The sequence below is a fragment of the Nocardia sp. NPDC052316 genome (assembly GCF_044547795.1).
Taxonomy (GTDB): domain Bacteria; phylum Actinomycetota; class Actinomycetes; order Mycobacteriales; family Mycobacteriaceae; genus Nocardia.
Genome location: NZ_JBIUBB010000007.1, coordinates 164,705 through 188,819, shown reverse-complemented (window position 1 = coordinate 188,819; position 24,115 = coordinate 164,705). Strand labels below are relative to the sequence as shown.

Annotated in this window: 22 protein-coding genes and 1 pseudogene; 8 read left to right on the top strand and 15 right to left on the bottom strand. The window is 65.4% G+C overall.

All coding sequences use genetic code 11. The features are described 5' to 3' along the window. The first annotated feature begins 917 nt into the window (after nucleotides 1-917). A complete protein-coding gene (locus tag ACIHA7_RS32490; protein ID WP_397294858.1) occupies nucleotides 918-1,979 on the top strand; it encodes a hypothetical protein in 1,062 nt (353 codons plus the stop codon). 14 nt (nucleotides 1,980-1,993) lie between these two features. Next, nucleotides 1,994-2,749, top strand: coding sequence for a hypothetical protein (locus tag ACIHA7_RS32485; protein WP_397294856.1), 756 nt, complete (start codon nucleotides 1,994-1,996; stop codon nucleotides 2,747-2,749). A 560-nt stretch (nucleotides 2,750-3,309) separates the two neighbouring features. Here the strand turns inward: ACIHA7_RS32485 and ACIHA7_RS32480 are convergent. Beyond that, on the bottom strand, nucleotides 3,310-3,735 hold the full coding sequence (locus ACIHA7_RS32480; protein ID WP_397294855.1) for a helix-turn-helix domain-containing protein: 426 nt from the start codon (nucleotides 3,733-3,735) through the stop codon (nucleotides 3,310-3,312). Between the two features lie 39 nt (nucleotides 3,736-3,774). On the opposite strand from ACIHA7_RS32480, the gene ACIHA7_RS32475 reads away from it, so the two are divergent. Then, a complete protein-coding gene (locus ACIHA7_RS32475; RefSeq protein WP_397294853.1) occupies nucleotides 3,775-4,602 on the top strand; it encodes a class I SAM-dependent methyltransferase in 828 nt (275 codons plus the stop codon). A 285-nt stretch (nucleotides 4,603-4,887) separates the two neighbouring features. On the opposite strand, the gene ACIHA7_RS32470 is transcribed toward ACIHA7_RS32475, so the two are convergent. Continuing rightward, nucleotides 4,888-5,388 carry a MarR family winged helix-turn-helix transcriptional regulator gene (locus tag ACIHA7_RS32470; RefSeq protein WP_397294852.1) on the bottom strand — a complete coding sequence of 167 codons (501 nt, stop codon included), beginning with the start codon at nucleotides 5,386-5,388 and terminating at the stop codon, nucleotides 4,888-4,890. 106 nt (nucleotides 5,389-5,494) lie between these two features. Between ACIHA7_RS32470 and ACIHA7_RS32465 the strand changes: the two genes are divergently transcribed. Next, complete coding sequence (locus tag ACIHA7_RS32465) at nucleotides 5,495-6,301, top strand: alpha/beta fold hydrolase (RefSeq protein WP_397294850.1); 807 nt, start codon at nucleotides 5,495-5,497, stop codon at nucleotides 6,299-6,301. Nucleotides 6,302-6,721: 420 nt separating this feature from the next. On the opposite strand, the gene ACIHA7_RS32460 is transcribed toward ACIHA7_RS32465, so the two are convergent. Both ACIHA7_RS32460 and ACIHA7_RS32455 read right to left on the bottom strand, forming a co-directional pair. Then, a complete protein-coding gene (locus ACIHA7_RS32460) occupies nucleotides 6,722-7,165 on the bottom strand; it encodes a DoxX family protein (RefSeq protein ID WP_397294848.1) in 444 nt (147 codons plus the stop codon). Nucleotides 7,166-7,208: 43 nt separating this feature from the next. After that, on the bottom strand, nucleotides 7,209-8,369 hold the full coding sequence (locus ACIHA7_RS32455) for a serine hydrolase domain-containing protein (protein ID WP_397294846.1): 1,161 nt from the start codon (nucleotides 8,367-8,369) through the stop codon (nucleotides 7,209-7,211). A 235-nt stretch (nucleotides 8,370-8,604) separates the two neighbouring features. On the opposite strand from ACIHA7_RS32455, the gene ACIHA7_RS32450 reads away from it, so the two are divergent. Next, on the top strand, nucleotides 8,605-9,513 hold the full coding sequence (locus tag ACIHA7_RS32450) for a sigma-70 family RNA polymerase sigma factor (protein ID WP_397294844.1): 909 nt from the start codon (nucleotides 8,605-8,607) through the stop codon (nucleotides 9,511-9,513). 31 nt (nucleotides 9,514-9,544) lie between these two features. Here the strand turns inward: ACIHA7_RS32450 and ACIHA7_RS32445 are convergent, their stop codons facing one another. After that, nucleotides 9,545-9,976, bottom strand: a complete 432-nt coding sequence (locus ACIHA7_RS32445) for a DUF6010 family protein (RefSeq protein ID WP_397294842.1) — start codon at nucleotides 9,974-9,976, stop codon at nucleotides 9,545-9,547. 325 nt (nucleotides 9,977-10,301) lie between these two features. Beyond that, a complete protein-coding gene (locus ACIHA7_RS32440; RefSeq protein ID WP_397294840.1) occupies nucleotides 10,302-10,886 on the bottom strand; it encodes a hypothetical protein in 585 nt (194 codons plus the stop codon). A gap of 561 nt (nucleotides 10,887-11,447) precedes the next feature. Here ACIHA7_RS32440 and ACIHA7_RS32435 point away from each other — a divergent pair. After that, nucleotides 11,448-12,947 carry an FGGY-family carbohydrate kinase gene (locus ACIHA7_RS32435; RefSeq protein ID WP_397294838.1) on the top strand — a complete coding sequence of 500 codons (1,500 nt, stop codon included), beginning with the start codon at nucleotides 11,448-11,450 and terminating at the stop codon, nucleotides 12,945-12,947. Between the two features lie 112 nt (nucleotides 12,948-13,059). On the opposite strand, the pseudogene ACIHA7_RS32430 reads toward ACIHA7_RS32435, so the two are convergent. The 5 genes and pseudogenes from ACIHA7_RS32430 to ACIHA7_RS32410 form a co-directional block, all read right to left on the bottom strand. Further along, a pseudogene (locus ACIHA7_RS32430) lies at nucleotides 13,060-13,275 on the bottom strand (IS3 family transposase); the annotation flags it as partial. A 127-nt stretch (nucleotides 13,276-13,402) separates the two neighbouring features. Further along, on the bottom strand, nucleotides 13,403-13,828 hold the full coding sequence (locus ACIHA7_RS32425) for a hypothetical protein (RefSeq protein ID WP_397294836.1): 426 nt from the start codon (nucleotides 13,826-13,828) through the stop codon (nucleotides 13,403-13,405). 480 nt (nucleotides 13,829-14,308) lie between these two features. Further along, the gene (locus ACIHA7_RS32420; RefSeq protein WP_397294834.1) at nucleotides 14,309-14,863 is read right to left on the bottom strand and encodes a DUF6968 family protein; all 555 of its coding nucleotides are present in this window, start codon (nucleotides 14,861-14,863) and stop codon (nucleotides 14,309-14,311) included. A 67-nt stretch (nucleotides 14,864-14,930) separates the two neighbouring features. After that, nucleotides 14,931-15,569 carry an NAD(P)-binding protein gene (locus ACIHA7_RS32415; RefSeq protein ID WP_397294832.1) on the bottom strand — a complete coding sequence of 213 codons (639 nt, stop codon included), beginning with the start codon at nucleotides 15,567-15,569 and terminating at the stop codon, nucleotides 14,931-14,933. Between the two features lie 69 nt (nucleotides 15,570-15,638). Continuing rightward, nucleotides 15,639-16,046 carry a hypothetical protein gene (locus tag ACIHA7_RS32410; RefSeq protein ID WP_397294830.1) on the bottom strand — a complete coding sequence of 136 codons (408 nt, stop codon included), beginning with the start codon at nucleotides 16,044-16,046 and terminating at the stop codon, nucleotides 15,639-15,641. Between the two features lie 560 nt (nucleotides 16,047-16,606). On the opposite strand from ACIHA7_RS32410, the gene ACIHA7_RS32405 reads away from it, so the two are divergent. Further along, a complete protein-coding gene (locus ACIHA7_RS32405) occupies nucleotides 16,607-18,148 on the top strand; it encodes an alanine/glycine:cation symporter family protein (protein ID WP_397294829.1) in 1,542 nt (513 codons plus the stop codon). A gap of 141 nt (nucleotides 18,149-18,289) precedes the next feature. Here the strand turns inward: ACIHA7_RS32405 and ACIHA7_RS32400 are convergent, their stop codons facing one another. From ACIHA7_RS32400 to ACIHA7_RS32385, 4 genes are all read right to left on the bottom strand, one after another. Beyond that, nucleotides 18,290-19,747 carry a SulP family inorganic anion transporter gene (locus ACIHA7_RS32400; protein ID WP_397294827.1) on the bottom strand — a complete coding sequence of 486 codons (1,458 nt, stop codon included), beginning with the start codon at nucleotides 19,745-19,747 and terminating at the stop codon, nucleotides 18,290-18,292. Nucleotides 19,748-19,941: 194 nt separating this feature from the next. Continuing rightward, entirely contained in the window at nucleotides 19,942-20,808 is an 867-nt protein-coding gene (locus tag ACIHA7_RS32395) for a hypothetical protein (RefSeq protein ID WP_397294825.1), read from the bottom strand. Nucleotides 20,809-20,969: 161 nt separating this feature from the next. Continuing rightward, nucleotides 20,970-22,064 carry a mechanosensitive ion channel family protein gene (locus ACIHA7_RS32390; RefSeq protein ID WP_397294823.1) on the bottom strand — a complete coding sequence of 365 codons (1,095 nt, stop codon included), beginning with the start codon at nucleotides 22,062-22,064 and terminating at the stop codon, nucleotides 20,970-20,972. 554 nt (nucleotides 22,065-22,618) lie between these two features. Beyond that, nucleotides 22,619-22,873 carry a superoxide dismutase family protein gene (locus tag ACIHA7_RS32385; protein ID WP_397295538.1) on the bottom strand — a complete coding sequence of 85 codons (255 nt, stop codon included), beginning with the start codon at nucleotides 22,871-22,873 and terminating at the stop codon, nucleotides 22,619-22,621. A 276-nt stretch (nucleotides 22,874-23,149) separates the two neighbouring features. On the opposite strand from ACIHA7_RS32385, the gene ACIHA7_RS32380 reads away from it, so the two are divergent. Further along, nucleotides 23,150-23,920 carry a TlpA family protein disulfide reductase gene (locus ACIHA7_RS32380; protein WP_397294821.1) on the top strand — a complete coding sequence of 257 codons (771 nt, stop codon included), beginning with the start codon at nucleotides 23,150-23,152 and terminating at the stop codon, nucleotides 23,918-23,920. Nucleotides 23,921-24,115: the final 195 nt, after the last annotated feature.

Genomic DNA, 24,115 nt, shown 5'->3' with positions numbered 1-24,115 from the left:
TTTCGGCCGGACGGCGCGGGTGGTCGGCAGGGCCGGATCGCTCGGGTCCGCGCGGTCGGGACGTCGACACGTCCTGCTGTGCCATCTGTCGCGCACGGCGCAACATGAGAACTCCCAGCCACATGGTCGACGCGGCGTTGAACCCTGCGCTGCGACGAACCCTGCGCTCGAATGTCACGCCAGATAGATGGCGACCTCACCGATCCCCATGGCCGCCAACGCTGTCCGGCCCAGTGCGCACGCGCCCCTCCTGTCCCGTGAACAGGCTGAACCCGTCAGCGTCGCGACCCACAACAGGCGATGCCGGTTATCGGCAACGAGGCGGTAGAGCATGTCGGCGAGCCAGTTGATCGGGGGATCAACATCAGCGTGCCTACTGCTCGCCAAAGGGTGAGAGGCGCGCCGCAGCAGCAGCCGGGAGGCGCGTGCCCCGGAGGCTCGACTCGGCGGCGCCGAGCGCACTGGTCAGCCGAGGCCGCCCGGAGGGCCCGGTAGGTGCTCCGGGCGGCCTCGGTATCCGAGATGACGGGGAGGGTTCCCGTCGCCGGTGGGCCATGAACCACGGACGCCTCCGTGCCCACTCGGACCGAAATCCGCTGATCCACCGGCGGTTCGGACACTACTGACCGTATAGCGGTATACGGAAGGCTCGTTGGACAAATTAGGGGAATTTGTCCACTAACAGTACGAAACAAGCAGCATGTACACCGCCGGAGCGCGATCGCCGTGTATCGGTCGGCGGGGCTGAGCCCGCACTTGCGACCCGCGCGTGCGCGGACGTCCGCTGGAGAACGGGTTCGGTGGACGGACCGAGAGCTTGCCTGCCGATGATTGTGGCGCCCAGCATGGGACCACTGTGCTCGCCGACAATCCGGTGGCTATCGCCGCTGCGCGGCGGGCTGGGAGGGAGAGCTGTCATGTCGATGCCCTTGGAGGGTGTTTCCGGCGATGCCGCGCAGGCCGGCGTCACGGGTAAGAATTCCGCGGGTGGGGTTGGTGTGTGGGGTGAGGGCGCGGCGAGCGGCGGTGAGGGTGTGCACGGTGTCAGCTACGGCAACACCGCCGGTGTCGCGGGTTACAACGAGAGTTCGAGCGGTGGCAGCGGAGTGTGGGGCCGCGGGGCTGAATCCGGTGGTGAAGGTGTGACGGGGTATTCCCGCACTGAATACGCTGGCGTCGGCGGCTATAACCACAACCCCAACGGCGGCGTCGGCGTGTGGGGTGAGGGTGCGAAGAGCGGCGGCGAGGGCGTGCACGGTGTCAGCTACGGCAACACCGCGGGCGTCGCGGGTTACAACGAGAGTTCGAGCGGTGGCAGCGGAGTGTGGGGCCGGGGCGCTGAATCCGGTGGTGAAGGTGTGACGGGGAATTCTCGAACCGCCCATGCCGGTGTCGGCGGTTACAACCTCAGCAACGGCCCGGGGGTCTGGGGCGTCGGGGGGCCGCACGGCGGTGAGGGGGTACACGGTGAAACCCGTTCGAATCACGCGGCGATCGCCGGCTACAACAGGGGCCGCGGCGACGCGGGCTATTTCGAGGGGAACGTGACCGTCAAAGGCAACATCACCGTGACGGGGGATCTGTTCTTGGCCGGAGCCGACTACGCGGAGGCACTGACCTGTGGGGAGCCGGGAATCGCCGAGGGCACGGTAGTGGTCGTCGGTGAGAGCGGCGCGGTGCATCCGTGCCGCCGGGAATACGACACCGCAGTCGCCGGAATCGTTTCTGGCGCAGGCGGTGTCACGCCCGCGATCGTGCTCGACCGCCACGACGAGAGTGTGAACATCGCGCTGATGGGCAAGGTGTGGTGCGCCGCCGACGCGACGCAGAGCCCGATCCGCCCCGGCGACCTGCTGACAACCTCGACCACCACCGGCCACGCGCGCCGGGTCACCGACATGAGCCGCGGACTGGGGACCATTATCGGTAAGGCGCTGACCGCCCTGGACTCCGGCCGAGGCCTCGTCAGCCCTCGCTGAGCGGTGGCCGTCCGATGGGTATCTACACCTTCACGCTGGAACAGTTCCATATCGACAACACCCGGTCCCGGCACGAGGACACCGACACCGTTCAGTTCCGGCTGGCTGTGGGCAACAGATCTCTTGGCTCGCAATCTTTTTCGGCTGGTGACGTGAACAACGGCGACCACGGCGTCGGGCTGAGATTCGATCGTGTGGTGCTGGCGAGCAGCGCGACAGCGGCCGTGATCTCGTACGTGATTTTCAACGGCGACACCGGGGAGATTCGGGGCGGACTGGATGGATTGTCCGGGCAAGTCGCGGACAGAGCCATGGACAAGCTGCGTCAGCGAGTGGCGCAGCCGGGTGCGCATGCCGATGTGCCCGAACTCGACTACACCGCCGAAGGAGGCGTTTCGATCGCTGACGGCAGCAACTGGGCGGGCTACGTCATGCGACGGATCGGTCTGTCGATACACGACTTCGTCTTTCCCAACTGCGACGGATTCGTCGTTATCGGTTCGGTTGCCAAAGACAAGTCCGGGTGGGACCGGGCCGTCGACGCCGCGGGCGGCACCACCTATCGAGTGACGATCCGCTATCCGGGCTACGACTCGGCCCACGGCTGCGGCAGCAACTCCGACTACACCGTCACCTGGTCGGTAACCCGGCGCCGCGCCAGCGGCCCCAGCCTGCGCGCCTTCCTCCGCGAAAACGGCCTTGCGCCTGCTCCGGGACTTCGCTCCCTGGCCCCGGGCGAGCCCATCAGCGTGCGCCAGCTCATGTTCTAGCGTCGCGTCAGGCTGCTTCGACTCAACACCCGCACTCGCGGGTTGTCAGCCCTTGCGGCTCGCGGTCGCCGGACTTCGGCGACGGTTCCGTGATGTCCTGTCGAGCGGCGGCTATGAAATCAGATCCGAAACCGAGGCCGGCCGGATCGCACCGGCTGGCATCCGGGTGACCGAGTGGGGTTTGGTGGTGGCGACTACTTGACCTGCAAGCCAGGTTCCGAATCAACACTGTTGGTACTTGCCGTGGGTAGGCCGGCCCGATGTACGTGGATCGGTATCGGCCAGTCGCGAATGGTCCAGCGATTCAACGACATCCGCAACCGGTGCACGACGGCGGTGGTTTGTTCGGCGGTGGCGTCCTGGCGGCTGGGCCGACACCGGCGCGTGCGGGCACCAGTTCATCCGCGGTCCGCGTCGCCTTCTGGCACGTAGGCGCGCACCAGAGCGCTTAGCCCCGACGCCAGTGCCGCATCCGGCAGTAGGCCAACAGGTGTCTCGGCCCAACGATGAAGCGAGGCAACCGCATTCTCTTCCTGGCTCGCGAATTACCGAACTACCACTCACCTGTCCTGAATCGATTTCCGGCGTGGGATGCCCGCGCTGGGGGCCTGGTCCAGGATCCCGAGGAACTTCGCGCATTCCATATGGCTCGGCGCGGGGCACGCGGCGGCATGCCGGAGTCCGTCGCGCATCGCGGTGAGTTCGCCGATCTTGCGGTCCAGTTCGTCGGCTTTGTCGGTGAACATCGCACGGTCGAGGTGTGGTTGCCCGTCCGGACCGAACATTCGGGCGATCTCGTCGAGCGAGAACCCCGCACCGCTCGCCACGGTGATCAGCGAAAGCTGTTGCAGCACGGCCGGATCGAACAGGCGGCGCAAGCCCCGGCGCCCGATCGAGACGATCAGCCCGCGCTCCTCGTAGTAGCGCAGCGTGGAGGCGGGCAGGCCGGATCGCCGGGCGACTTCCGCAATATCCAGAACATCCATGGTTGACCTCAAGTCGACTTGAATTGACACAGTCTAGGCATGGATCCCACGCAGCGGAGTGAAGACCAGCAGGCACGCTGGAACGGCCAGTCGGGCAACGCCTGGGTCGAGGCGCAGCATGTTGTCGATGAGGTGTTGCGGCCGTTCGAGGAAATACTGGTCGACGCGGCCCGCGCACTGTCGGCGCAGCACGTGCTCGACGTCGGCTGCGGCACCGGCGGCACCTCGATCGCCGTCGCCGCGGCCCTGGAATCGAGTCAGGTTGTCGGCGTGGACATCTCGGAGCCGATGATCACCGCCGCCCGCGCCCGCGCGCCCCATCCGGCGGTGACGTTCCTGCGGGCCGACGCCCAAACCCACCCTTTCGAGCCGAGCTTCGAGCTGATCATGTCCCGCTTCGGCGTGATGTTCTTCCAGGACCCGGTGCGGGCCTTCACCAACCTGCGCCGTGCCGCGACCGGCGCAGGCGCGTTGCGCTGCATCGTCTGGCGCAGTCCCGAAGGGAACCCCTTCATGACCACCGCCGAACGCGCCGCCGCCCCACTACTGCCGGACCTGCCCGCCCGAATCCCGGACGCCCCCGGCCAATTCGGCCTCGCCAGCAAAGACCGTACCGCGGGCATCCTCCGCGACAGCGGCTGGACCGGCGTCGCCATCGACCCGATCGACGTCGAATGCGTCATGCCCGAGGACGTTCTGACCTGGTATTTCTCCACCCTCGGCCCCGTCGGCACCCTGCTGTCCGGGGTGGACGAGACCACTCGCGCCCGCGTCGTCGACACCGTCCGCCCCGCCTTCGACCCCTTCGTGCACGGCGACCAGGTCCGCTACACCGCCGCCTGCTGGATGCTCAGCGCCCACGCCTGACTGGTCGAATCCTGCACTCAGCCAACGCATCCGACCTAGCGCCGATGGCGTGACCGCCATCGTAAAACCGGAAGCGGCCGGTGGGGGTGTGCGACTCGACTGCGCACACCCCAGCTGGGCAGTCAGTACCGGCATCGAAATCGGCGATTGTCGCGCGTGAGAACGTCCGCCTCCGCTGATTATGTGATGGTCGTATGCACCACATGGGACGTTGGCGCGCGTGGGGTGACCGGGCAGCTACGCGAGGCTGGGGCTGGAACCGGCCGCTGAGAACGGCATCGTTGTTCATTGAGCGGCTGTGTCGCCATATGACTCCAGCAGGGCGCTCAGCGTCACAGCTAATTGATCGTTCACCTCGGGGGGCAGGGCTTCGAGCAGGCGGGCCTCGTTGGCGATGTGCAACGGCAAGACGCGGTCGATGACTTCCAGCCCGTGATCGGTGAGGCGGATCTTGACCGACCGGCGGTCGTTCTCGTCGCGGGTCCGGGTGACCAGACCTTTGTCGTGCATCCGGTCCACGCGCAGCGTGATGGCGCCTGTGGTGACCAGGGAGGTCTTGAGAAACGTGCCTGCGCTCAGCTCGTAGGGGGCACCGGATCGGCGGAGTGTGGACAGCACGTCGAACTCGCCGGGTTCGAGGCCGTGCTCGGCGAGGAAGTCTTTGATCTCTTTGTCCCACATGCGGGACAGGCGCATGAGCCGTCCGACGACGCCGATCGGCCAGAAGTCGATGTCGGGTCGCTGACGGCTCCACTGGTCCATAGCTGCGGCCACACTGTCGGTCATGCACCCCTCCGGGAATTTAGATGAGCGCTCATTAGTTTGACAGTCATATGAGCGCTGATTATCTTAGTGCTCATCTTATAGGAGCCGATCTAAGTGGTGGTTTGTCATGCCTTTCACCTCGACCCGCGACGCCCGTGTCCACTACGAAGTCGACGGACAAGGGCCCGGTTTGGTGCTGGTCCACGGCACCGGCGGTGACGCCGAGAAGGTTTTCGGCAATGTGGTCGGCCACTTCACCGCGAACCGGACCGTGGTGCGGCCAAATCTCAGCGGCAGCGGTGAGACCTCCGACAGCGGAGCCGAACTCACCGTCGATCACCTCGTCGACCAAGTGGTCGCGGCGAGCCGAGGCGCGGTGGATGGGCCGGTAGATCTGCTGGGATTCTCGCTCGGCGCGGTGGTGGCGGCAGCGGCTGCCGCGACGCACCCGGAGCTGGTGCGCAGCCTGATCCTGGTGGGCGGCTGGGTACATTCCGCCGGGCCCCGAGACCAGTACTACTTCCAGACCTGGGCAAAACTGCTGGAGACCGACCGGGCACTGTTCAAACGCTTCTCCGCCCTGACCGGATTCAGTGCCGCCGCGTTGAACCGCTTCGGCCACGAGGGCCTCGCGGCCGCGTTGGCCGACGCGTGGCCGCCGCAAGGGATCGGGCGTCAGATCGATCTAGGTCGCCGCGTCGACATCCGGTCTCTGTTGCCCGAGATCAAGGCGCCGACACTGGTAATCGGATTCGCCGACGACCAGATGATCCCCATCGACGGATCTCGGCAATTGAGTGCCGCGATCCCCGGCAGCCGCCTGGTCGAAATTGGGGGAGAGGGCCACATGGATTGGTTCGCCGACCCTGCCCGTCTGATCGAACTGACCCGCGACTTTATCGCCGACCCCGCACGTGCGCTCACGCCCGCCTGACTCCGGTATGCGAAGGCTGTGATGGACCCTCCTCACGGCGATGGGACACCAAGCCCGACAAGCGCATCAGGAGGACGTTACTCACGTCCAGGCAACCCGCCGACGACAAGGGCCGGGGCAGAATCGCCCGGCCCACCGCCGATTGTTGTCGAACTATCGGGTCGGCGCGGGGGTCCACTGTTCGGCCGGCGAGCGGCTGGGCAGCGGTTTGCCGATCAGGGGCGAGCGGCGCGAAGAAGTTGACCTGGCCGATGACCATCGCCAGGTGGCCAGGGCAGTGTCATCGTAGTGCTCGGCGGCATGGGCGTAGAGCTGTTCGAGCACTCGCTCACCGTGTGGCGCCGGTTGCAGAACCGCCTCGACCAGGGCGGGGGTGGCCCGTTCGCGACGATCGCGGTGAAACTCTGCAGGCCGGACGGGTCAGCAGTAGCGAAGGCGCTCGGTGACACCGAGGGCGCGCGATCCGGGTTCGATGGTCAGTGTTCGCGGGAGCCAGGCGCGGGCGGCGAAGGTGGCGGCGGCGAAGAACAGCGGCATGGCCCACTTGTCGGGGCCGTCACCGGCGGCCAGATGGGATGTTGCGGCGCCGCCGTAGACGAAAACCAGTCCGGCATAGGCCCATTCCTTGGTTCGCGGGTGGCCGGGAGTCAGGATCGCGGCGAGCGCGGCGGTCTTGGCGACGCCGAGGATGGTGGCGAAGTACAGGGGGTAGCCGAGATGGTCGAACGAATCGCGGACATAGGAGATGCGGGCGAGGTCCCAGTACGCGCCGACGGCGGTCTCGGCCAGCACGGCGACCACGGGAACCCAGCGCGCGAGCCTGAAGCCGCGCGAACGCAGCAGGGAGGTGGTGTGGAGAGACATGTTCATGCTCCTGGAGTCGAAAAATGTTGGGAAAGCGGAGAAGTCAGGCCGCCGACGCGACGGCGGCGCGGTGCAGCACGGCGGCGAGGCGCGTGTTTTCGGGGGCGTTGAAGGCGAAGGCGGCGCGGCGGCGGGTATAGCCATAGGTCAGACCGCTGTGCGGATCGGCAAATCCGTCCGAGCCCGCAGAGCCGGTGTGCCCGAAGGCGTTTGCGCCGAGGAACGGATACAGCAGGCTCTTGGCTTCGAAACCCAACGTGTAGGGGGCGCGGGCTCCGCGCACCAGGTCCGCACCGCTGGAATGGATCGCGGAGATGGTGGCGATGGTTTCCAGCGACAGCAGCGGGTCCCGGCCGTCGATGCCGGTGACCGCCGCCGCGTACATCGCTGCCACGCCGCTCGCGCTGCCGACACCGCCGGCCGAGGCTTGGCCGAGGCGGCGCAGTGTGGCGTTGTTGGGCAGTGCCATGACGTCGGCCGCGGTGAAGTCGCGGGCGTTGAGATTGTAGGAAATCCCAGCTATGCCATGGGGGTTGGGCGAGTTCGCGGCGAATGCCGCCTCCATCTCCGCAGTCGCCTGCCACGGCAGGATCGGCAGGTAACGGTGCTCGAGTTCAGCGGGCAGCCCGAGGTAGACGTCGAGTCCGTACGGGGCGCGGATACGCCGCTCGAACAGCTGCTGGATGGTACTGCCGGTGATCGCGCGCACCACCTCGCCGACGATGGCGTGGGTGACGAATCCGCCGTAGCCGTGCACTACCCCCGGTTCGAAGAGCGGCCGTTGCTCCACCAGCCGTTCGGCGATGACCCGTTCGTCGGCGAGTTCGGCGACGGTGAAACCGCCATCGACACCGACGATCCCGCAACGGTGCACGAGTACGTCCCGCACCGTGATGCGTTCCTTACCCGCCGCGGCGAACCGCGGCCAGTAGTGCGCCACGGTCTGGTCGACATCGATGGCGCCATCTTGGATCAGCAGTGCCACGACCAAGGCGGCGGCGCCTTTGCTGGTGGAATGCAGACCGGTCAGCGTGGTGCCCGTCACTTGCGGCCCGGCCCATAGATCCACCACCTGCTGGCCCCGCACGAAGGCGGCCAGTTGCGCACCGGACTTCCCGTTCTCCTCGGCGACGACCGCGGCGAATTCGGCACGCACCTCCTCGAACCCGGCGGCGACAATGCCCTGTACTTCGATCGCATTCACAGTGTTCTTCCCTTCGGTACGGCGGATGCCGCGAATCGTGTTCTGCCGCAATGACGTACGGCATCGTGAAAATGTGACCGCCACACCGGAACCGCTGGCTGGAGCGGCGAAGGGGCGGCGCACGGGCGCTGGGGACATCGGATCCGGGCGGTACCCGACCCGTCGGCGAAGGGGGAGGGTCACGTTTCCCGCGGCTGGTTCGTCATCGGTACAGGAAGAGATCGAGGAGGACTCCGTGCACGATGAGCAGTTGCTGACCGACCGGTTCGAGGCACACCGCACCCACCTGCGGGCGGTCGCCTACCGGATGCTCGGCTCACTCACCGACGCCGACGACGCGGTTCAGGAGGCCTGGCTGCGTCTGGCCCGCACCGACACCACCGAGGTGGGCAATCTCGGTGGCTGGCTGACCACCGTCATCGGGCGGGTCTGCCTGGACATGCTGCGTACCCGTAAGACTCGCAGCGAAGAACCACTGGAAGCCGAGCACCTGCCCGACCCGATGATCGCCAGTGAGACCGTGCTGGACCCGGAACACGAAGCGCTGCTTGCCGACTCGGTGGGACTGGCGCTGGTGGTCGTACTGGAATCGCTGAGTCCGGCCGAACGACTCGCCTTCGTCCTGCACGACATGTTCGCGATGCCCTACGAACAGATAGCACCCATCGTTGATCGCACCCCGCAAACCGCCAGGAAGCTCGCCAGCCAAGCCCGGCGCCGAGTGCAAGGCGCAACCCCGGGCCGGGCTGCGGACCTAGCACGGCAACGCCGCGTCGTGGACGCTTTCCTCACCGCCGCCCGCGGCGGCGACTTCGACGAACTCCTGCGCCTGCTCGACCCGGACGTAGTACTGCGCGCCGATGCCGGTGCGGCGATGCGCGTTATCCGCGGCGCCGCCGCCGTCGCCGGGCAAGCCGAAACATTCCAGCGCATGGCCACCCGCTGCGCCATCTACCCCGCGGTGGTCAACGGCGGTCCCGGACTGGTCAACACCGTCGAGGGCAGCCCGTTCTCGATCATCGGTTTCACCATCGCCGGGGAGCACATCACCGCCATCGACATTCTCTCCGACCACGATCGACTCCAACAGTTCGACCTGACCGACGCACTCTTCGGGACGGGAGGGATACGAACCCGGGTTTAGACCAGTGGTCAGGGGTGACGGGCGTGGACGGCTAGCTGGCGAGCTCGCTGTGCTGGTCGGATGAGCGGCGGCGGAGGAAGGCGAGGAGGTCGGGGCCGCCGCGTAGACACCAGAGTGCGATCACGGGGTCGCAGATCGCGCAGCCGAGCGAGGAGTTGTGCGCGAAGGGGACGATCGGCTGGCCTTTGAGGTGATGCAGCACGTCGGAAGCGGTGTGCAGCAGCCAAGCGACTCCGATGAACGTCCATGAATTCAGGCCGCGGAATGCGCAGTAGGTGATGGCGGCGGCGAACAGGTACTCCCAGGCGCCGAGGCCGCCGCCGCTCAGATACGCGGCTCCGGCGCCGGCGACCATGATCGCGTTGAACGTGCGTCGGTGTGGTTCCCGGATCAGCGACATCAGTAGGGCGTACGCAGCGCCGATCAGCAGCGGCACAACAACATTGACGATGGCGGCGTTCATGACCGGGCGGCTCCTCGTGACGGTTCAGGGTGGATCGGTCACGAAGGTATCTCCCCGCACGGACGTGTCCCAGTGGCCTTTCTGCCAGTTATCCACGGAAAATCGCCAAGGCGAATCATGCGGTCCTGCCATTGTTTTCGTTGCCTTCGCCGCGTCGCCCCGACCGCCTACCGCCGAGCCTTTCGGTGAGCGGCCCAGGCGATCGGTGACTGCGCGATCCTGGATCGACACACGAGTTGGTTGCCCGCACGACGAACGAGCTGCGCTGTCGCTATCGGCGAGGCGGTGGATCGTCAGCAACCGACAGGTAACCGATTCGGTTCAATTATCGCCCGTTCCTCTTGTTGCTCCAGCTCGGTGCGCCTTTGGTGGGTCGGGACGAGCCCGACGCGGGTCGAGTATTCCCAGACACGGCTGCGTGGGTAGCAAACCGGACAACGGTGTGATCTGCCTCGGGCGCGGTGGTGATCGGCCCACGACCGGGGGCGGGCTCGACATCGATCGCCTCGGGATCAGGAGCCCCGACGACCATGGGCAGGCGGCCGTGTGACATCAGTACTGCGTTCTCCATCAGGACGGCGAAGTCGATGTGTGCCAGCTCCTTCGGGAGCGGCGCACTATCGTCACCGACCATTACCCGAACCCCGCAGCCTCGATCGCTGCACCAATGGTGGGTTTCGGCAGGGGAGTGGCCGATCCGGTCCATGATGTCTTCGGCCAACTCGCGGCCGCCGAGATCGATATCGATGATCATGCTGGCACCGATCGCGCGCAGGTAGTTCATGGCCATGATGAACCAGCGGCGAACCTCGTAGTCGACGCGGTGGTGGTTGGCTTGTTCCCAGCCGGGCCGATTCTTCGGGGCGCGGTACTGCGGATAGAACCCGCGTAGATCCTCGACACTGATCACGACCGGGCGGGTTGCGCTGCGGTGCTATGGGCGAGGGATTCCACGGTTTGAGCGCGGCCCGTCGTTGCGTGTAGTCGTCGCGGCGTTGTGCCCATGCCGGGTCCTGGGCTGCTCGCAGCTTGCGTGGGCCGCGAGTTCGGTCAGGATTTTCCTGGCGAGCGCGTAGCCAGCCTTTTCGTCCGGTGGGATGGAAAGTCTCCCAGATCCCGGAAGCAGTGAGCGGTCTTGGCCGACAGATAGGCGTCGTCGAAGCGGTTTCGATCACCCCGTATGACAAGGGCTGGCCTGCTTCTGTTTCGGCTAGTAGCGCAGTGGGGGAATTGCTGTGAATGGTGCGGGGAGTTCTTCAGTACCTGCCTAATTCGATGCGTCGATCCAATGGATATGGGTCACATTTTCGCCGCGTCGCATTGTGATTGTTCGCACTGTTACTCGGGCGCGGCCTGGGGTGTCTGGATTCGACATTTCTAAATGTTACTCTGGGTTATATTTACATAGGCTAGGTTGTGATTCAGCGAACAGGAGGCTGATCGTGGCGATGGCGGCTGAATCGGTAAGCGAATGAGCGGCGCGAGCGATCTTGTTGTCGGCATAGACGTCGGTACGACAGCGGTAAAGGCGGCCCTGTTCACCGGTCACGGCACCGTGCTACGCCGTCATACCGGCGGTCACGCGATGGTGCGTCCTCGTCCAGGCTGGGCCGAGCAGGAGCCGCAGCAGTGGTGGCTCGGCTGCGTGCGCGGTGTGGAGTCGGTACTGGAAGACATCGAGCCCGAGGCGGTCCGGGCCCTCGGTGTCGTGAGTCAGGTCAATACCCATGTGTTCGTGGACTCCGATCTTCGACCCTTGTTGCCCGCTATCACCTGGCAAGACCAACGCTGCGCTGACATTGCGAGGGAAGTCGACGAAAAGCTGACCCCTGCGGACAAAATGAGAATCTGGGGCCACGAATCCACCGTCGACGCCTCGGCTCTGGTGGCGCGCGCACTCTGGGTAACTCGGCACGAGCCGGAGGTCTGGCGGCGCACCCGGTGGGTGCTCAGTCCGAAGGACTACCTCAACGCGCGGCTGACCGGCAAGGTCGCCACCGATGCACACTCCTCCATCGGCTTGGTCGACGCCGCAGCGCGCGGCTACCTCACCGAAGCGGTCGATCTCGTCGAGGGGCTCGCTGAACGCCTCCCTCCGTTGACGGGTCCAACCGTTTCCTTGGGGCAACCGGTCCATCCTCCGTTCGACCGCCTTCTCGGATCGGCGACTGTCGTGGTCGGCACCATGGATGCGCTCGGTGACGCACATGGTTGCGGCCTCGCCACGCCCCGTCGCGCCATGGTTTCCTGCGGCACGTCGCTTGTAGTCGCCGGTGTCTCGGATCGGGCCCGCCCAACGCCCGGTGTCGTCACCTTCCCGCCGATCGATGGCCTGCACATACATGCGGGCCCGACCCAGGCGGGTGGGGATGCGCTGCGCTGGTGGAGTCGTACGTGCGGCCTGACGGTCGCGCAAGTTCTGGTCGACGCCGCGTCCGCGCGCGGCGGGTCCGGCGTCGTATTCACTCCGCACCTCTCGGGTGAACGCGCGCCGCTGTGGGACGCGGCCGTTCGTGGCAGCTTCCTCGGGCTCAGCGCGTCGACCACACGCCAGGACATGTCCCGAGCGGTCCTCGAAGGTGTGGCCATGTCCGGCCGCCAGGTCTTGGCCGCTGTCGAATCCGCTTGCGACGCACCGCTGGCGCCGATCACGCTCTCCGGAGGAGGCGCCAACAGCGACCTGTGGGCGCAGATCTTCGCCGACGTGTTGGGCAGGCCCCTGCAGCGGTTGACGACCCGCGACTACAGCGCGGCTTTCGGCGCGGCATTGCTGGCGAGCGTCGGAGCGGGAGCGTATCCCGACCTGCGCACCGCTGCAGGAGAAGCCGTGGCCGTCGATCGCGCCTTCGTCCCGGATCGCCAGCAGAACGAGATGTTGGACCCGCTCTACGAGATCTACGTTGACTCTTATCACGCACTGCGGGAAATACACACGAAAATGGTGAGCTGGCGGTCACAGCGCGGTTATTGAGCCCACACGCGGCCAGTTCGCCGGGGGATGCAAGCCGGTAGAACATTCCGACGGACCCCAAGGAGAGGTCGGGATTGTCCCGAGTTCGGTTGACCGACGGGGTATCCAGATTTCAGGCCGCCAATGCGAACGGATTGAGGGTCTCGTACTCGACCGGAGTCAGGCGGCCGAGGCCACGTTGACGACGACGCCGGTAGGTGCGTTCGATCCAGCCTACGATCGCCAACCGCAGATCCTCGCGCGTGGCCCGGCGGCACCGGTCGAGCACATTGCGTTGGAGCAGGGCGAAGAATGATTCCATCGCCGCGTTGTCACCACATGCGCGTACCGGCCTATGGAGCCGTATCGAGTAGGGGCCAGGGGCGCTGGTGTCGGGATTGACTGCAACTGCTGACGTGTCCAAGAGCGTATGAATTGTGCGCGCACATCAGACTCTGCGCAGCCGGCCCGAGGGGTCAGCGTGCCAGCAGCACACTGAGGCCGACCAGTAGCAGCGGAACCAGCACGGCCGCAGCGATTACGGCGAGCATCGCGCTGCGGCCGGGGCGTTGCTGAGGGCTGAACCCAGCTGCGCCGGTGGAGTAGATGGTGTAGGGCGGGGCGTAAAAGAACACGATCGGTCCTTGGGTGGTGTCGATGTCGAGCCGGGCTTTGCCGACCTGCCACCAGGTGTACTGCGAGTACAGCAGCACGCGATATCGCCCCGGTGGCAACAGCACTCGGTTGCGTCCCTGCGCCAGCGGGTACTGCAAGCCGTAGCCGAAATCCGCCACCATCGGCAGCGGTCGAGCGCGGGCTTTGATCGGCGTACTCGCTTCGATGACGATCGGGGATACCGGAGTGGTGGGCCCGAAGGGAGGCCGAGCCCCAGGGGAGTGCATCGTGAAAGGTTATCGCCTGCACGTTTTGTCGGAGAATTGCTGACGAAACGACAGTGGCCCCGTAACGGGTCCTGTTTCTCGGGAGAATTGGTCGGGTCTCGACAGCACCAAGTCACGCAGGGCGCACGCTGGAGGTAGTCGGCAGTTCTCGAGCGTCGACTCGGATCTCACATTCATCGACGGCCATGCTCCCCAGGACGTCGAAGACGGCACGGTGCCGGCTGTTCTGGGCGAGGCTTACAACCGCGCCTGCTACGCGATCGCGGCGATTATGGTCGTGGTCGCCGTCAGTGCGATCGCCTTGCCCACCGGTCGCGACCGTGCTTGATCGCCCGCGCGACCGCTGACTTCCGCGCTCCGCGACTCGTCACCGCACCGTCGGTCACGGGCGCCCGGATCCCTGCGGCCAATGCGGCGGCGAGGAGGCTGCCGAGTGGAACCCGCCGTTGGCATGGTCGAAGGTGCTGAGTGCACGATCGGTCAGTCCCCACCGTGGAGTGGCCAGTCGCCGGGCAGGCCCAGCCAAGCACCGATCATGCGGATGGCGGTGATGAGGGCTTGCATGCTGTCGGCGCCGGAGGCAAAAGCGCGGGGTCGGTTGTCGACTTGGAACGGACACAGGACCAGGTTTTGATCGGGTGGTGCGAACGGGTGACCGAGGCAGACGTAGTGGCGGCGATCGTTGTGTGCGAAGGAGCGCTTTGCAACGACGTCTGCTACGTCGGCGAGGTCGGTGGTGGCGGCACGGTCTGCGGTGACTACGGGGAATCCGAGCTCGGCGGGGCCGACGACGGTGAACCGACTACCGGATTCGTTGGCGCGGGTAAGTTCGGTGCCTATCTGTGACAGGGCGGTGTAGAGGGCAGCGAGACCGTCGTGTCCGCGGCTGGTCCATTGCCCACGGTCCTGGATCGCGAAGCCGCACTCGTAACCGTCGCGGACCGGGCGCGGTTTCGCGATCTCGATCAGGATCGGTCGGCCCTCGTCACGTACGAGACGGGCTCCAACGATTGTGCCGAGCAAGCTGTTCCCCATTCCTCTGAGAGATCGTCGAATGTTGCGTACCTGGCTCGCCGCACAGATTGGCTGGGTCGTGCGATGGTCACGATGTCGGCCACAAGGCGCGGATGACCAGAAGCTGATCGCGTGCTCGGAGTGTCGGCGTCTCAGGGTCGTCGCGCCATCGGATTCGGCCACAGCGGACGACTGCCAATACGAGCGGGCTGCAGTGGGTTGGGTGCTGTCCGATCTCGCCTGCACGGACCGGGCGTTGGGCCACAACAATTTCGGGGGGATGCCGTAACGCCCGCTGGAACTCGCCGAGCAGGCCGGGGCGGCGTGTACTCAACCCCAGTAGCCGGCCGGCGATTCTGCTGGTGACGACGACCTGATCGGCGCCGAGGTGTTGGGCGACAGCTCTCCAGCCGCCACTGCGCAAGGATGTGCAGATCGCTGCGTGGCTGTTGAGCCCACGGACCGCCGAGGTGATGCGGACAGCGTCGCTGTCTGCTGCTACAGCGATGGTGACGGAAGTCGCCTCGCTTGTGCCGGCCCTGCGGAGCACGTCGAGGTCGCAGGCGTCACCCAAGACAGGGTGGGCGCCGTCGCGGCGAGCGACCGCGACGCGTGCCGGATCCTGGTCGATGACAACAAGATCGGATCCCGATCCGACATCGTCGATTGCGCCTGCGGCGCTGCGGCCGATGCTGCCGTAACCGATGACAATCGGGTGTGAAATCATGCCAGGCTCCCAGGTCGTCCAGCGATGCGTCATCAACTCGCCGACCAGGCTTCCCGGCACTCCGGGCGATCACACTAGCAGGTCGAAAGCTCTGAAACGTTTCATCGGGCGCCGGTGATCGAAGATTATGATCAACACCCACGCGGCGATCCCAGCTGACACCAATGCCACGACCGCTGCGCCGATTGCGGCCATCACCGCGTGGGTGATGGTCCTCGGAGCGCTGGTCGGCGCATCGTCGGCGTCCAGCCAAACGGTCAGCCGGTCACCACGTGCTGCGGTACGTGGCACCGCGACGGTCGCGGTCTCGTCTCGACCGGCACGGTGCCACTGTGTCTTCGCCTGGTAGCGGTACGGGGCGACCTGCTGTGGCTCTTCGATGAGTGTCGCTGCTATCGCGTATTTGCTTGTCTCGGAATGGGTCTCGGCAGCGACGGTGGTATAGGACCGCAACCCGGCCGCTCCGGCGATCAGCACACCGACCACCAGGACGACCGATGCGGCGATCCGGACCGGTGCGATCCGTGGGCTCGCCGTGCAGATCAACTGATCTCGGACTCGCGACAGTAGCCGGGATACCGATGATCGAAATCGCAGCGTCAGCGTGGATCTGTCGAGTGCCATCGTGATTCCTCGGACGGGGGCATCGCTACCCGGTATCGCGCGTCGCGGACAACAACGGTGCGGTGCACCAGGACGGTATGCCGTGCTACCACTTCGCACCTCGAACTCTTCCGTGTAGTGGTCTCCGGTAGCGGTGGCGACCCCGCGGTCCCGCGCACCGGTGACGAGGTATCGGCAGCTGCGAACGCAAACCGAATCACCGTCTCCACTCGGAATTCTCACAGCGCTGACAACGATCGTGAGGTAGATTTCGCACGCTGCGGCCCGCGGTGTCTCTCCGCCGCCATGGCGTGTGTGTGACATGTATGGATTCATTGTTCCGTTACATCGTGGTAATCGGTCGTAACCGGGTTGTCGCGGCGTCTGTGCGAGTATCCTGCGTCGACGTCGTTACCTCGATGGGAGTATGTGTTTTGAGTGAGTTCCTGGCCACCATCAATGGCTATATATGGAGCAATGGGCTGATCTACTTGTGCTTGGCAGCCGGTGTATATTTTTCGGTTCGATCCAGATTCGTTCAGGTCCGCCAGATTCCGGAGATGATCCGGCTGATGATGAGCGGCGAGAAGTCCCCGTCGGGGGTGTCGTCGTTCCAGGCCCTGACCATGTCGCTGTCCGGACGGGTGGGCACCGGCAACATCGCGGGCGTCGCGACCGCGATCGCCTTCGGCGGTCCCGGTGCGTTGTTCTGGATGTGGGCGGTGGCGTTCCTCGGAGCGTCGACCTCGTTCGTCGAGTGCACCCTCGGACAGATCTACAAGACTCGCGATCACCTGACCGGTGAGTATCGCGGGGGGCCCGCCTACTACTTCAGCAAGGCCATGGCGCACACCCGCGTGGCCGCGCCGTTCAAGATCTACGGGATCGTGTTCGCGGCGGTGACGGTGCTTGCGTGTGGTCTGCTGCTGCCCAGTGTGCAGTCCAACTCGATGGCCTCGGCCATGCACCAGGCGTGGGGCGTACAGCAGTGGGTGGTTGCGGTCGGCACCGTCATCGTGCTGGCTTTCGTCATCATCGGCGGGGTCAAGCGGATCGCGGCGTTCGCCTCCGTGGTGGTGCCGTTCATGGCGATCGTCTACATCGTGCTGGCGCTGATCATCGTGCTGGCCAACGCCGGGCAGATCCCCGAAGTCTTTCGCTTGATCTTCGCCAGCGCGTTCGGCGCCGACTCGGCGTTCGGTGCGATCATCGGCAGCGCCGTCATGTGGGGTGTCAAGCGGGGGGTTTACTCCAACGAGGCGGGGCAGGGAACCGGCCCGCATTCCGCGGCCGCGGCGGAGGTGTCGCACCCGGCCAAGCAGGGGCTGGTGCAGGCCTTCGCGGTCTATGTCGACACCTTGTTCATCTGCACCGCGACCGGGTTCCTTATCTTGTCGACCGGCGCTTATCGAGTGTTCGACGGGGAGAGCGCGTCCAGCCCTGTGCTCGCCGAGGGAGGTGCGCTTCCATCGGACGCCGCGGTCGGGCCGGCCTTCGCGCAGGTCGGTTTCGACACGCTGTGGAGTGGCGCAGGAGCGACGTTCGTCGCTGTCTCCTTGGCCTTCTTCTGCTTGACCACGATCATCGCCTACTACTACATGGCCGAGACCAACCTGCGGTTCCTGCTCGGCAAGTATTCGACGATTCCCGTGCCGCTGATTCGCGGCACGCTCGGGTCGAACCTCACCTTGCTGCTGCAGACGGCGATCCTGGTGTCCTGCGTGGTGGGAGCGGTGTCCACCGCGACCGAGGCGTGGACGCTCGGTGATATCGGCGTCGGATTGATGGCCTGGCTCAACATCATCGGCATCATCATCTTGCAACAACCCGCCTATAAGGCGCTGCGCGATTATGAACGTCAGCAGCGGGCGGGTAAGGACCCCGTGTTCGATCCGTTGGCATTGAACATTACCGGGGCGACGTTCTGGGAAAGCTACAAGCCGACGACCAAGGACCCGGTGAAGACCACGGCGTAGTCGGACACCAAGAATACGGGTGCGAGCCAATCGCACCCGTATTTCTTTTTTCCAGTTAGTGCCCTAACAACGTGACAGCAACCGATGAGCAAAATCGAGCGTCAAGCGAGCGGCTGTATCGGCGGGATCGTCTGCCCGCAGTCAGCTGGATTCGATGGCGGGGCTCCATTTTCTCTGCTGTTCGTCGTTCGCCAGGGCGGTCAGTCTGGACTCGAGGTGCGGCGGCACGTCGGTGATATCGAGTTGGACGCCGTCCTTCGCCGAGTGGTCGATGAACGTGAGTAGCGCGTTCGCGCCGGACATGTCCATGTAGCTGACGCCGGCCAGCGACAGCGTCAGCTCCGGCTTGTCCGTGCGCAGCGTGGTGAAGACGTGATCGGCGGACAAGAACGACAACGGGCCGTGGATTTGGTAGGTGGTGCCGTCCTGGGTGATGGTGGCCTTGCGTCGTCGGGACCACATCGCGTGGATGAGCAGCGACAGCACGACACCGACGGCGACAGCGGCGGTCAGGTCGACGAGGACGGTGATGATCATCGTCGCGAACAACACCACGACATCACCTTTCGGCGAGACGTGGGCCTTTTTCATTGTCGCCCAATCGAACATGCCGAAGGCGGTCATGATCAGAATCCCGGACAGTACGGCCAGCGGGATGTATTGAACGACGGCGCCGAGACCCGCCACGAAGATCAGCAGGATGACGCTGTGGGTGGCGGCCGAAATCGACGTGCGCCCACCGCTTTTGATGTTCACCACGGACCGCACCGTCGCACCCGCGGCGGCCAGGCCGCCGAACAACCCGCTGGCGATATTGCCGAGCCCTTGGCCGATGAGTTCTTTGTTGCTGCGGTGCCGCGTGCCGGTGATGTTGTCCATCACCACCGAAGTCAGCAGCGAGTCGATCGATCCGAGCAGCGCGATGCTCAGCGCGGGAAGCAGCAGCGTCAGCAACAGAGAGCCGCCGAGGTCGGGTGTGTTGAGGGTGGGGATGGCCTCGGGGATCTTGCCGATGTAGTCGACCGCGGTGTTCAGCGCCACCGGTCCGATGCGGACATTCTCCAGCGCCCCCGCGGTGAGCGGAAGGATCGCGGTGATGGTGACCAGAACGATGAGGCTCGCCGGTATCGACTTGATCAGCCGTGCTGAAACGAGCAGCAACACGATGGTGACGGCGACCAGGAGGAAACTCTTCTGCGCCTGATCCAGCTCGCCGAGAATGATGATCAGCGCGATGCCGCCCATGAAGCCCGATACCACCGGATGCGGGATGAACCGGATGAACGAGCCGAGCCTGCACAGACCGAACAGGATCTGAAACCCGCCGGCCATGATGAACGCGACGAAGGCGGACTCGAGCCCATGAGCTGCGATGACGCCAGTGGCTACCACGGTGATCGGTCCGGTCGGCCCGGTCACCTGGCCGGGCGTGCCACCGAAAACGGCGGCGAAGAACCCGGCGAAGATCGCGCCGTAGAGGCCGACCAGGGCGCCTTCGGGAGTGCCGGTGGCGGTGATACCGAACGCGATGGCCAGCGGCAGGGCAACGATCGCCACCGTCAATCCGGATAACGCCTCTGCGGCGATACGTTGCAACACGACCCGAGCACCTCACCACTTGGTAAACCAAGCTCGGCTCGCGGTGAACCGAACTGCCGACCAGACTTCCCGGCGCTCCACCCGTAAAGATGCCGTAAAGACCCCCTCAAGAGCAAGTCCACTCGGTCTGTAACCGAGCGAACCCGATCTCGGTGTGCGAACCGCGAATACCCGTGGCCCCCGACATCCGGTTCCTACGGTCCCGGCCAACCCGGAAATGGCGTCTCTGGGATCGGTGGCGGATCGGCGGGAATCCGGCGCTCCAGGCTGTCGATGCCCACGGGGTTGGTCTGTGGGTTGGCGCGTGCCCATGCCGCGCATGCGGCGACGAGGGACGAGCGCTGCGGACCGCGCGATGTCGGTCCCCAGACATCGATGATCTTCCAGTCGTCGAAAACGTTGTATTTCGGCGCACGATCAACCTGGTGCCTCGTCGAAACCGGAACCGCCTCGGTCGGTATCGGTCCGCTGCTGGAGCGGGCTCGGGCGGTGAGTCCGATCAGTCGGCCCCGTTGGAGTTCACCACGTCGGCCGGGTCTGGTCCAACGGTAGTGTGCGCCACCGTCTATCGAATCGGCGACATTCGTGGTGTCCAAGCAATAGGCAGCGGTGAACCCGTTGGGTTCGGGTTGGATTCGCACGAGCCGGGCCAGAAACGTGCCGTGCCACCGCAGTTGCCAGTTGCCTTGCTGGGCACCGGGCGGGTACGCACCACCGTCCGGAATGTCCAACCAATCCACCCCCGACACCGCCGCCGCGTACCCGGGATAGGCCAATTCATTGCCGACCGACCTTGCCAAGCGTTTGCTTTCGGCGAAGGCCCGGACGACCTCCGCGTTCGGGGCTGTGAGGTCGATGCCCTCTGCGGCGCTCCATCGGAACGTGTAGTCACCTGCCCATTGGATCGGGAAGGTGTAGTCGGCCGCGGGTACCGGAGTCGGCCGTGCTGCGCTCGTCCGATCCGACGGCGGGTGTTTTGTACGGTCGTCGGTCCCGCATGCCGCCGCGACCAGCAGCACTGCCGCGGTCGCGTACCGTACAGTGCGACCGATCCGGCTCATGGACGACTCTTCCTGCACTCGATGGGCGGGGCTTGCTCGAGCGTAACGGGCCAGCAGTCACTGGTCTGCACGTTCCCGCTACGACGCGCGGTGTCGGCCGCTCGATGAGCGTGGCAGGTAGTTCCGGCAGTGCGGCAATGGTTGCCACGCTGTCGCACTCATCACTCGGATGAGCGCCGGTATCCGTAGGCGGATCCGGACAACACCGGAGCCAGATGTCCGGCATCCGGCGCCACGGCGGTAGGGATTTTCGGCAGTGCGTACGGATGATTGCGGCTGAGCCAGCTGACGAGCTCCTCCCGGACCGCGCACCGCAGCGTCCATACATCGTCGGCATTGCGGGCCGACATCGATGCGCGCAAGACGATATTCGTCGGCGTGCTGTCGGTCACCAGGAGGTTCCAGCTGCGGCCATCCCAATCCGGACGTTCTCGAAGGAACTCATACAGGTGCTCGCGCAGCTCCGCGACCGGCGTGCTGTGGTCGACATGCAGGAAGACCGTGCCGGTGATCTGTGGTCCACCCTTGGACCAGTTTTCGTAGGGCTTGCTGTTGAAGTAGGACACCGGCATGGTCAGCCTGCGATCATCCCAGATCCGCACGGTGAGGAAGGCGAGGGTGATCTCCTCCACCGTGCCCCATTCGCCCTCGACAACCACGGTGTCGCCGATCTTCACCGAATCCCCGAAGGCGATCTGCAGACCTGCCATGAGGTTGCCCAGCGTCGATTGCGCAGCGACGCCGGCGATTACGCCGATGACGCCCGCCGACGCCAGCAGTGAGGTACCCAGCGTGCGCAGGTTGGGGAAGAGCAGCAAGATTGCCACCGCGGCCGTGCTCAGTGCCAGAACCGCGGTCACGATCCGGCGGACGAGTGCGAGTTGGGTGTTCAGCTGGCGGACTCTGGCGACGTCGGCTGTCCGGTCCGCGTAGTTGTGTAGCGTGTTCTCCGCCATCGCGTCGGCCACCCGGATGGTGAGCCAGGCCGCGGACATGATGGCGATAGTCGCGAGCAAGTTCCGGACTACCTGTTCCTGCCGGAAGTCCAACTCGGCCAACGGAAAAGTGCCGTGCAACGCCGTTGAGCCGAGCAGTACCTGCAGCGGCAGTTGAACCCGGCGCAGCAGGCCGGGCAGCCGCTTACTCGGGTGTTTGTCCGAGCTGTAGCGCAGGAGGCGATCGATCAACAACCCGGCCGCAACGGTCGCCGCGACGGTTCCGCCGAGAACGATCAGCGGTCGTAGTACATCCTCCACTGTGTCGAAACTCCTTGCCATACGGTCGTTCGAGCATCTCCGTCGCCAGGCTACATTTCGATAACGGAACGCCTGGTCGTCAGATCGATGCCGCTTCCGTGATCCGCCTGCGATGGCCCGTCGTCGTATAGATCGCACCGGATTCGGCAGCCGGCACGCCGCACGGCTGAGTATCGGCCACTACGCAGGCGCTGGGAAGTAGCGCGTGGTGGCTCAGCGGTGGCCAGGCGTAACCGGCGCAGCGGCCCGTTGAATCGCGGTTTCTGGCCTGCCGCCCGGAAAATGTTGTCGGCCGGAGCTTCTGGACGTCCGCTTGTGGCACAGGCCCAGTGTCGTTGGTGCCGCCGGCGGCCGCGATAGACCGGTCGTGGCCTCCGCAACTGCGCCTACCGGGTAGCAATGAAGCGCGGAGGACCCCTCAATCATGCTGTTACACAGGGCGTTCCGAGTATGCAGGGGCGGCGGGTTTAGTGCCACCGTGTGCGGGCACGATATCCGCGGTCGGAAAGTTTACGACCGCGCGCACACGATCCTGGCGCCGGCATCGCCGGTCGTCAGGGTCTGTTCGTCGGGGACGGCACCAACGCCCGGCAGGGAATATCGTTCGGGAATATTGCCGAAGTTGCTGGCGGCGGCGTGAACGACGCCGGATAGCCAGTGTGTCCCGCCACCTGCATATGGCCGCCCGCGGACTGGAAATCTCCGGTCGCACCGCCCTCCGGTGCCGTTGAATTCGGTTCGCATACGCCACGTTCGTGCACGTGAAAGCCGTGGAATCCAGGGGTGATTCCGGAAACATCGGTCTGCACCTCCACGTACCCGTGCCGCTCGATAAAAGTAACCTTGCCTGCTGGAGTGCCCTGCGCGTCGACGAATCCCGCCGTGCGGAAGTTCCCACCGGTGAATGTCCTGGATACGCCGGAGTTTCGCCGGTGGTGAGCGGGATCGTGGAACCGGTGTGCACCTCAGGCGTGGTTCCAGTCGTCTCACTCGCCCGCTGCTCGGGTGAACAAGCGGCCAGCAGTGCGGCGGCGCCGGCGAGGGCGACGGCCGAGAGCCGCCGCCCGCTCCCGGAGCTGGACCGGTTGCCCGCCAACGCCATTGGATTGTTCGGTCGGCTGCTCGTGCACATCGTGTCGCCCTTCTCGGAGTCGTCACTCATCGGCTGGCTACCCGGAGGTGAGTGGATCATTCGCGCTGTCGCGTCGTCGACAAAGGTGTCGGGTGCTGCGAAGACTCGGATCATCGCGGCGAAGGTTGCAAGACCCGGATCAGCGGGCATACGGATGGTGTGCCCTCCTCGGGCGGATAGGAGGTCGATGATGGTGCGGGTAGGGTGGAAGATATCGCTGTTGCTCGCCGCTGCAGTGCTCCTTACCGGATGCTCTGGTAGCCAGGACAATACGAGCTCATCGACGGTGCCCGGCAGTTCGGTGACCTCGACATCGGGTGCGTCGCCGCCGGAGCCGTTGCGGTTCAGCGCGCCGACCGTCGATGGTGGGGAGGTCCACGGTGCGAGCCTGGTGGGGAAGCCAGTTGTGCTGTGGTTCTGGACGCCCTCGTGCCCGACCTGTCGACGGGAAGCCGCTGGCGTCGCCGAGGCCGCTCGCGGCAACCCTGACGTGCGTTTTGTCGGCGTCGCCGGCGGAGACCAGTTGCCCGCGATGCGTGACTTCGTCGCGAAGTATGGTCTGCCATTCCCGAATATCGCCGACCTCGACGGTGCGGTGTGGCAGCGGTTCGAGGTGACCGCTGTGCCGTCGTTCGTGTCCATCAGCAAGTACACCGAGGCCGACACCGTGCCAGGAACGCTGAGTGAGCCGGAATTAGCTGCGCGCATAGCGACGCTGTTCTGATTCCGGTGCATAGCGGCCGGTTCCGAATGGCGACCGTCCGGCTCAGCAGCGGTCGAGTGTCTCTCGTAGCGGCCTGTCGCACGTCGAGTACCCATGCGTCAGGCAGTCAAACCTCTCAGCGGGACTGTGGCCAACGATTCCGGCCGACCTGGAAATGAACGCCAGCAGCAGCGTGTGAGGTCTGAACCGCCGCTC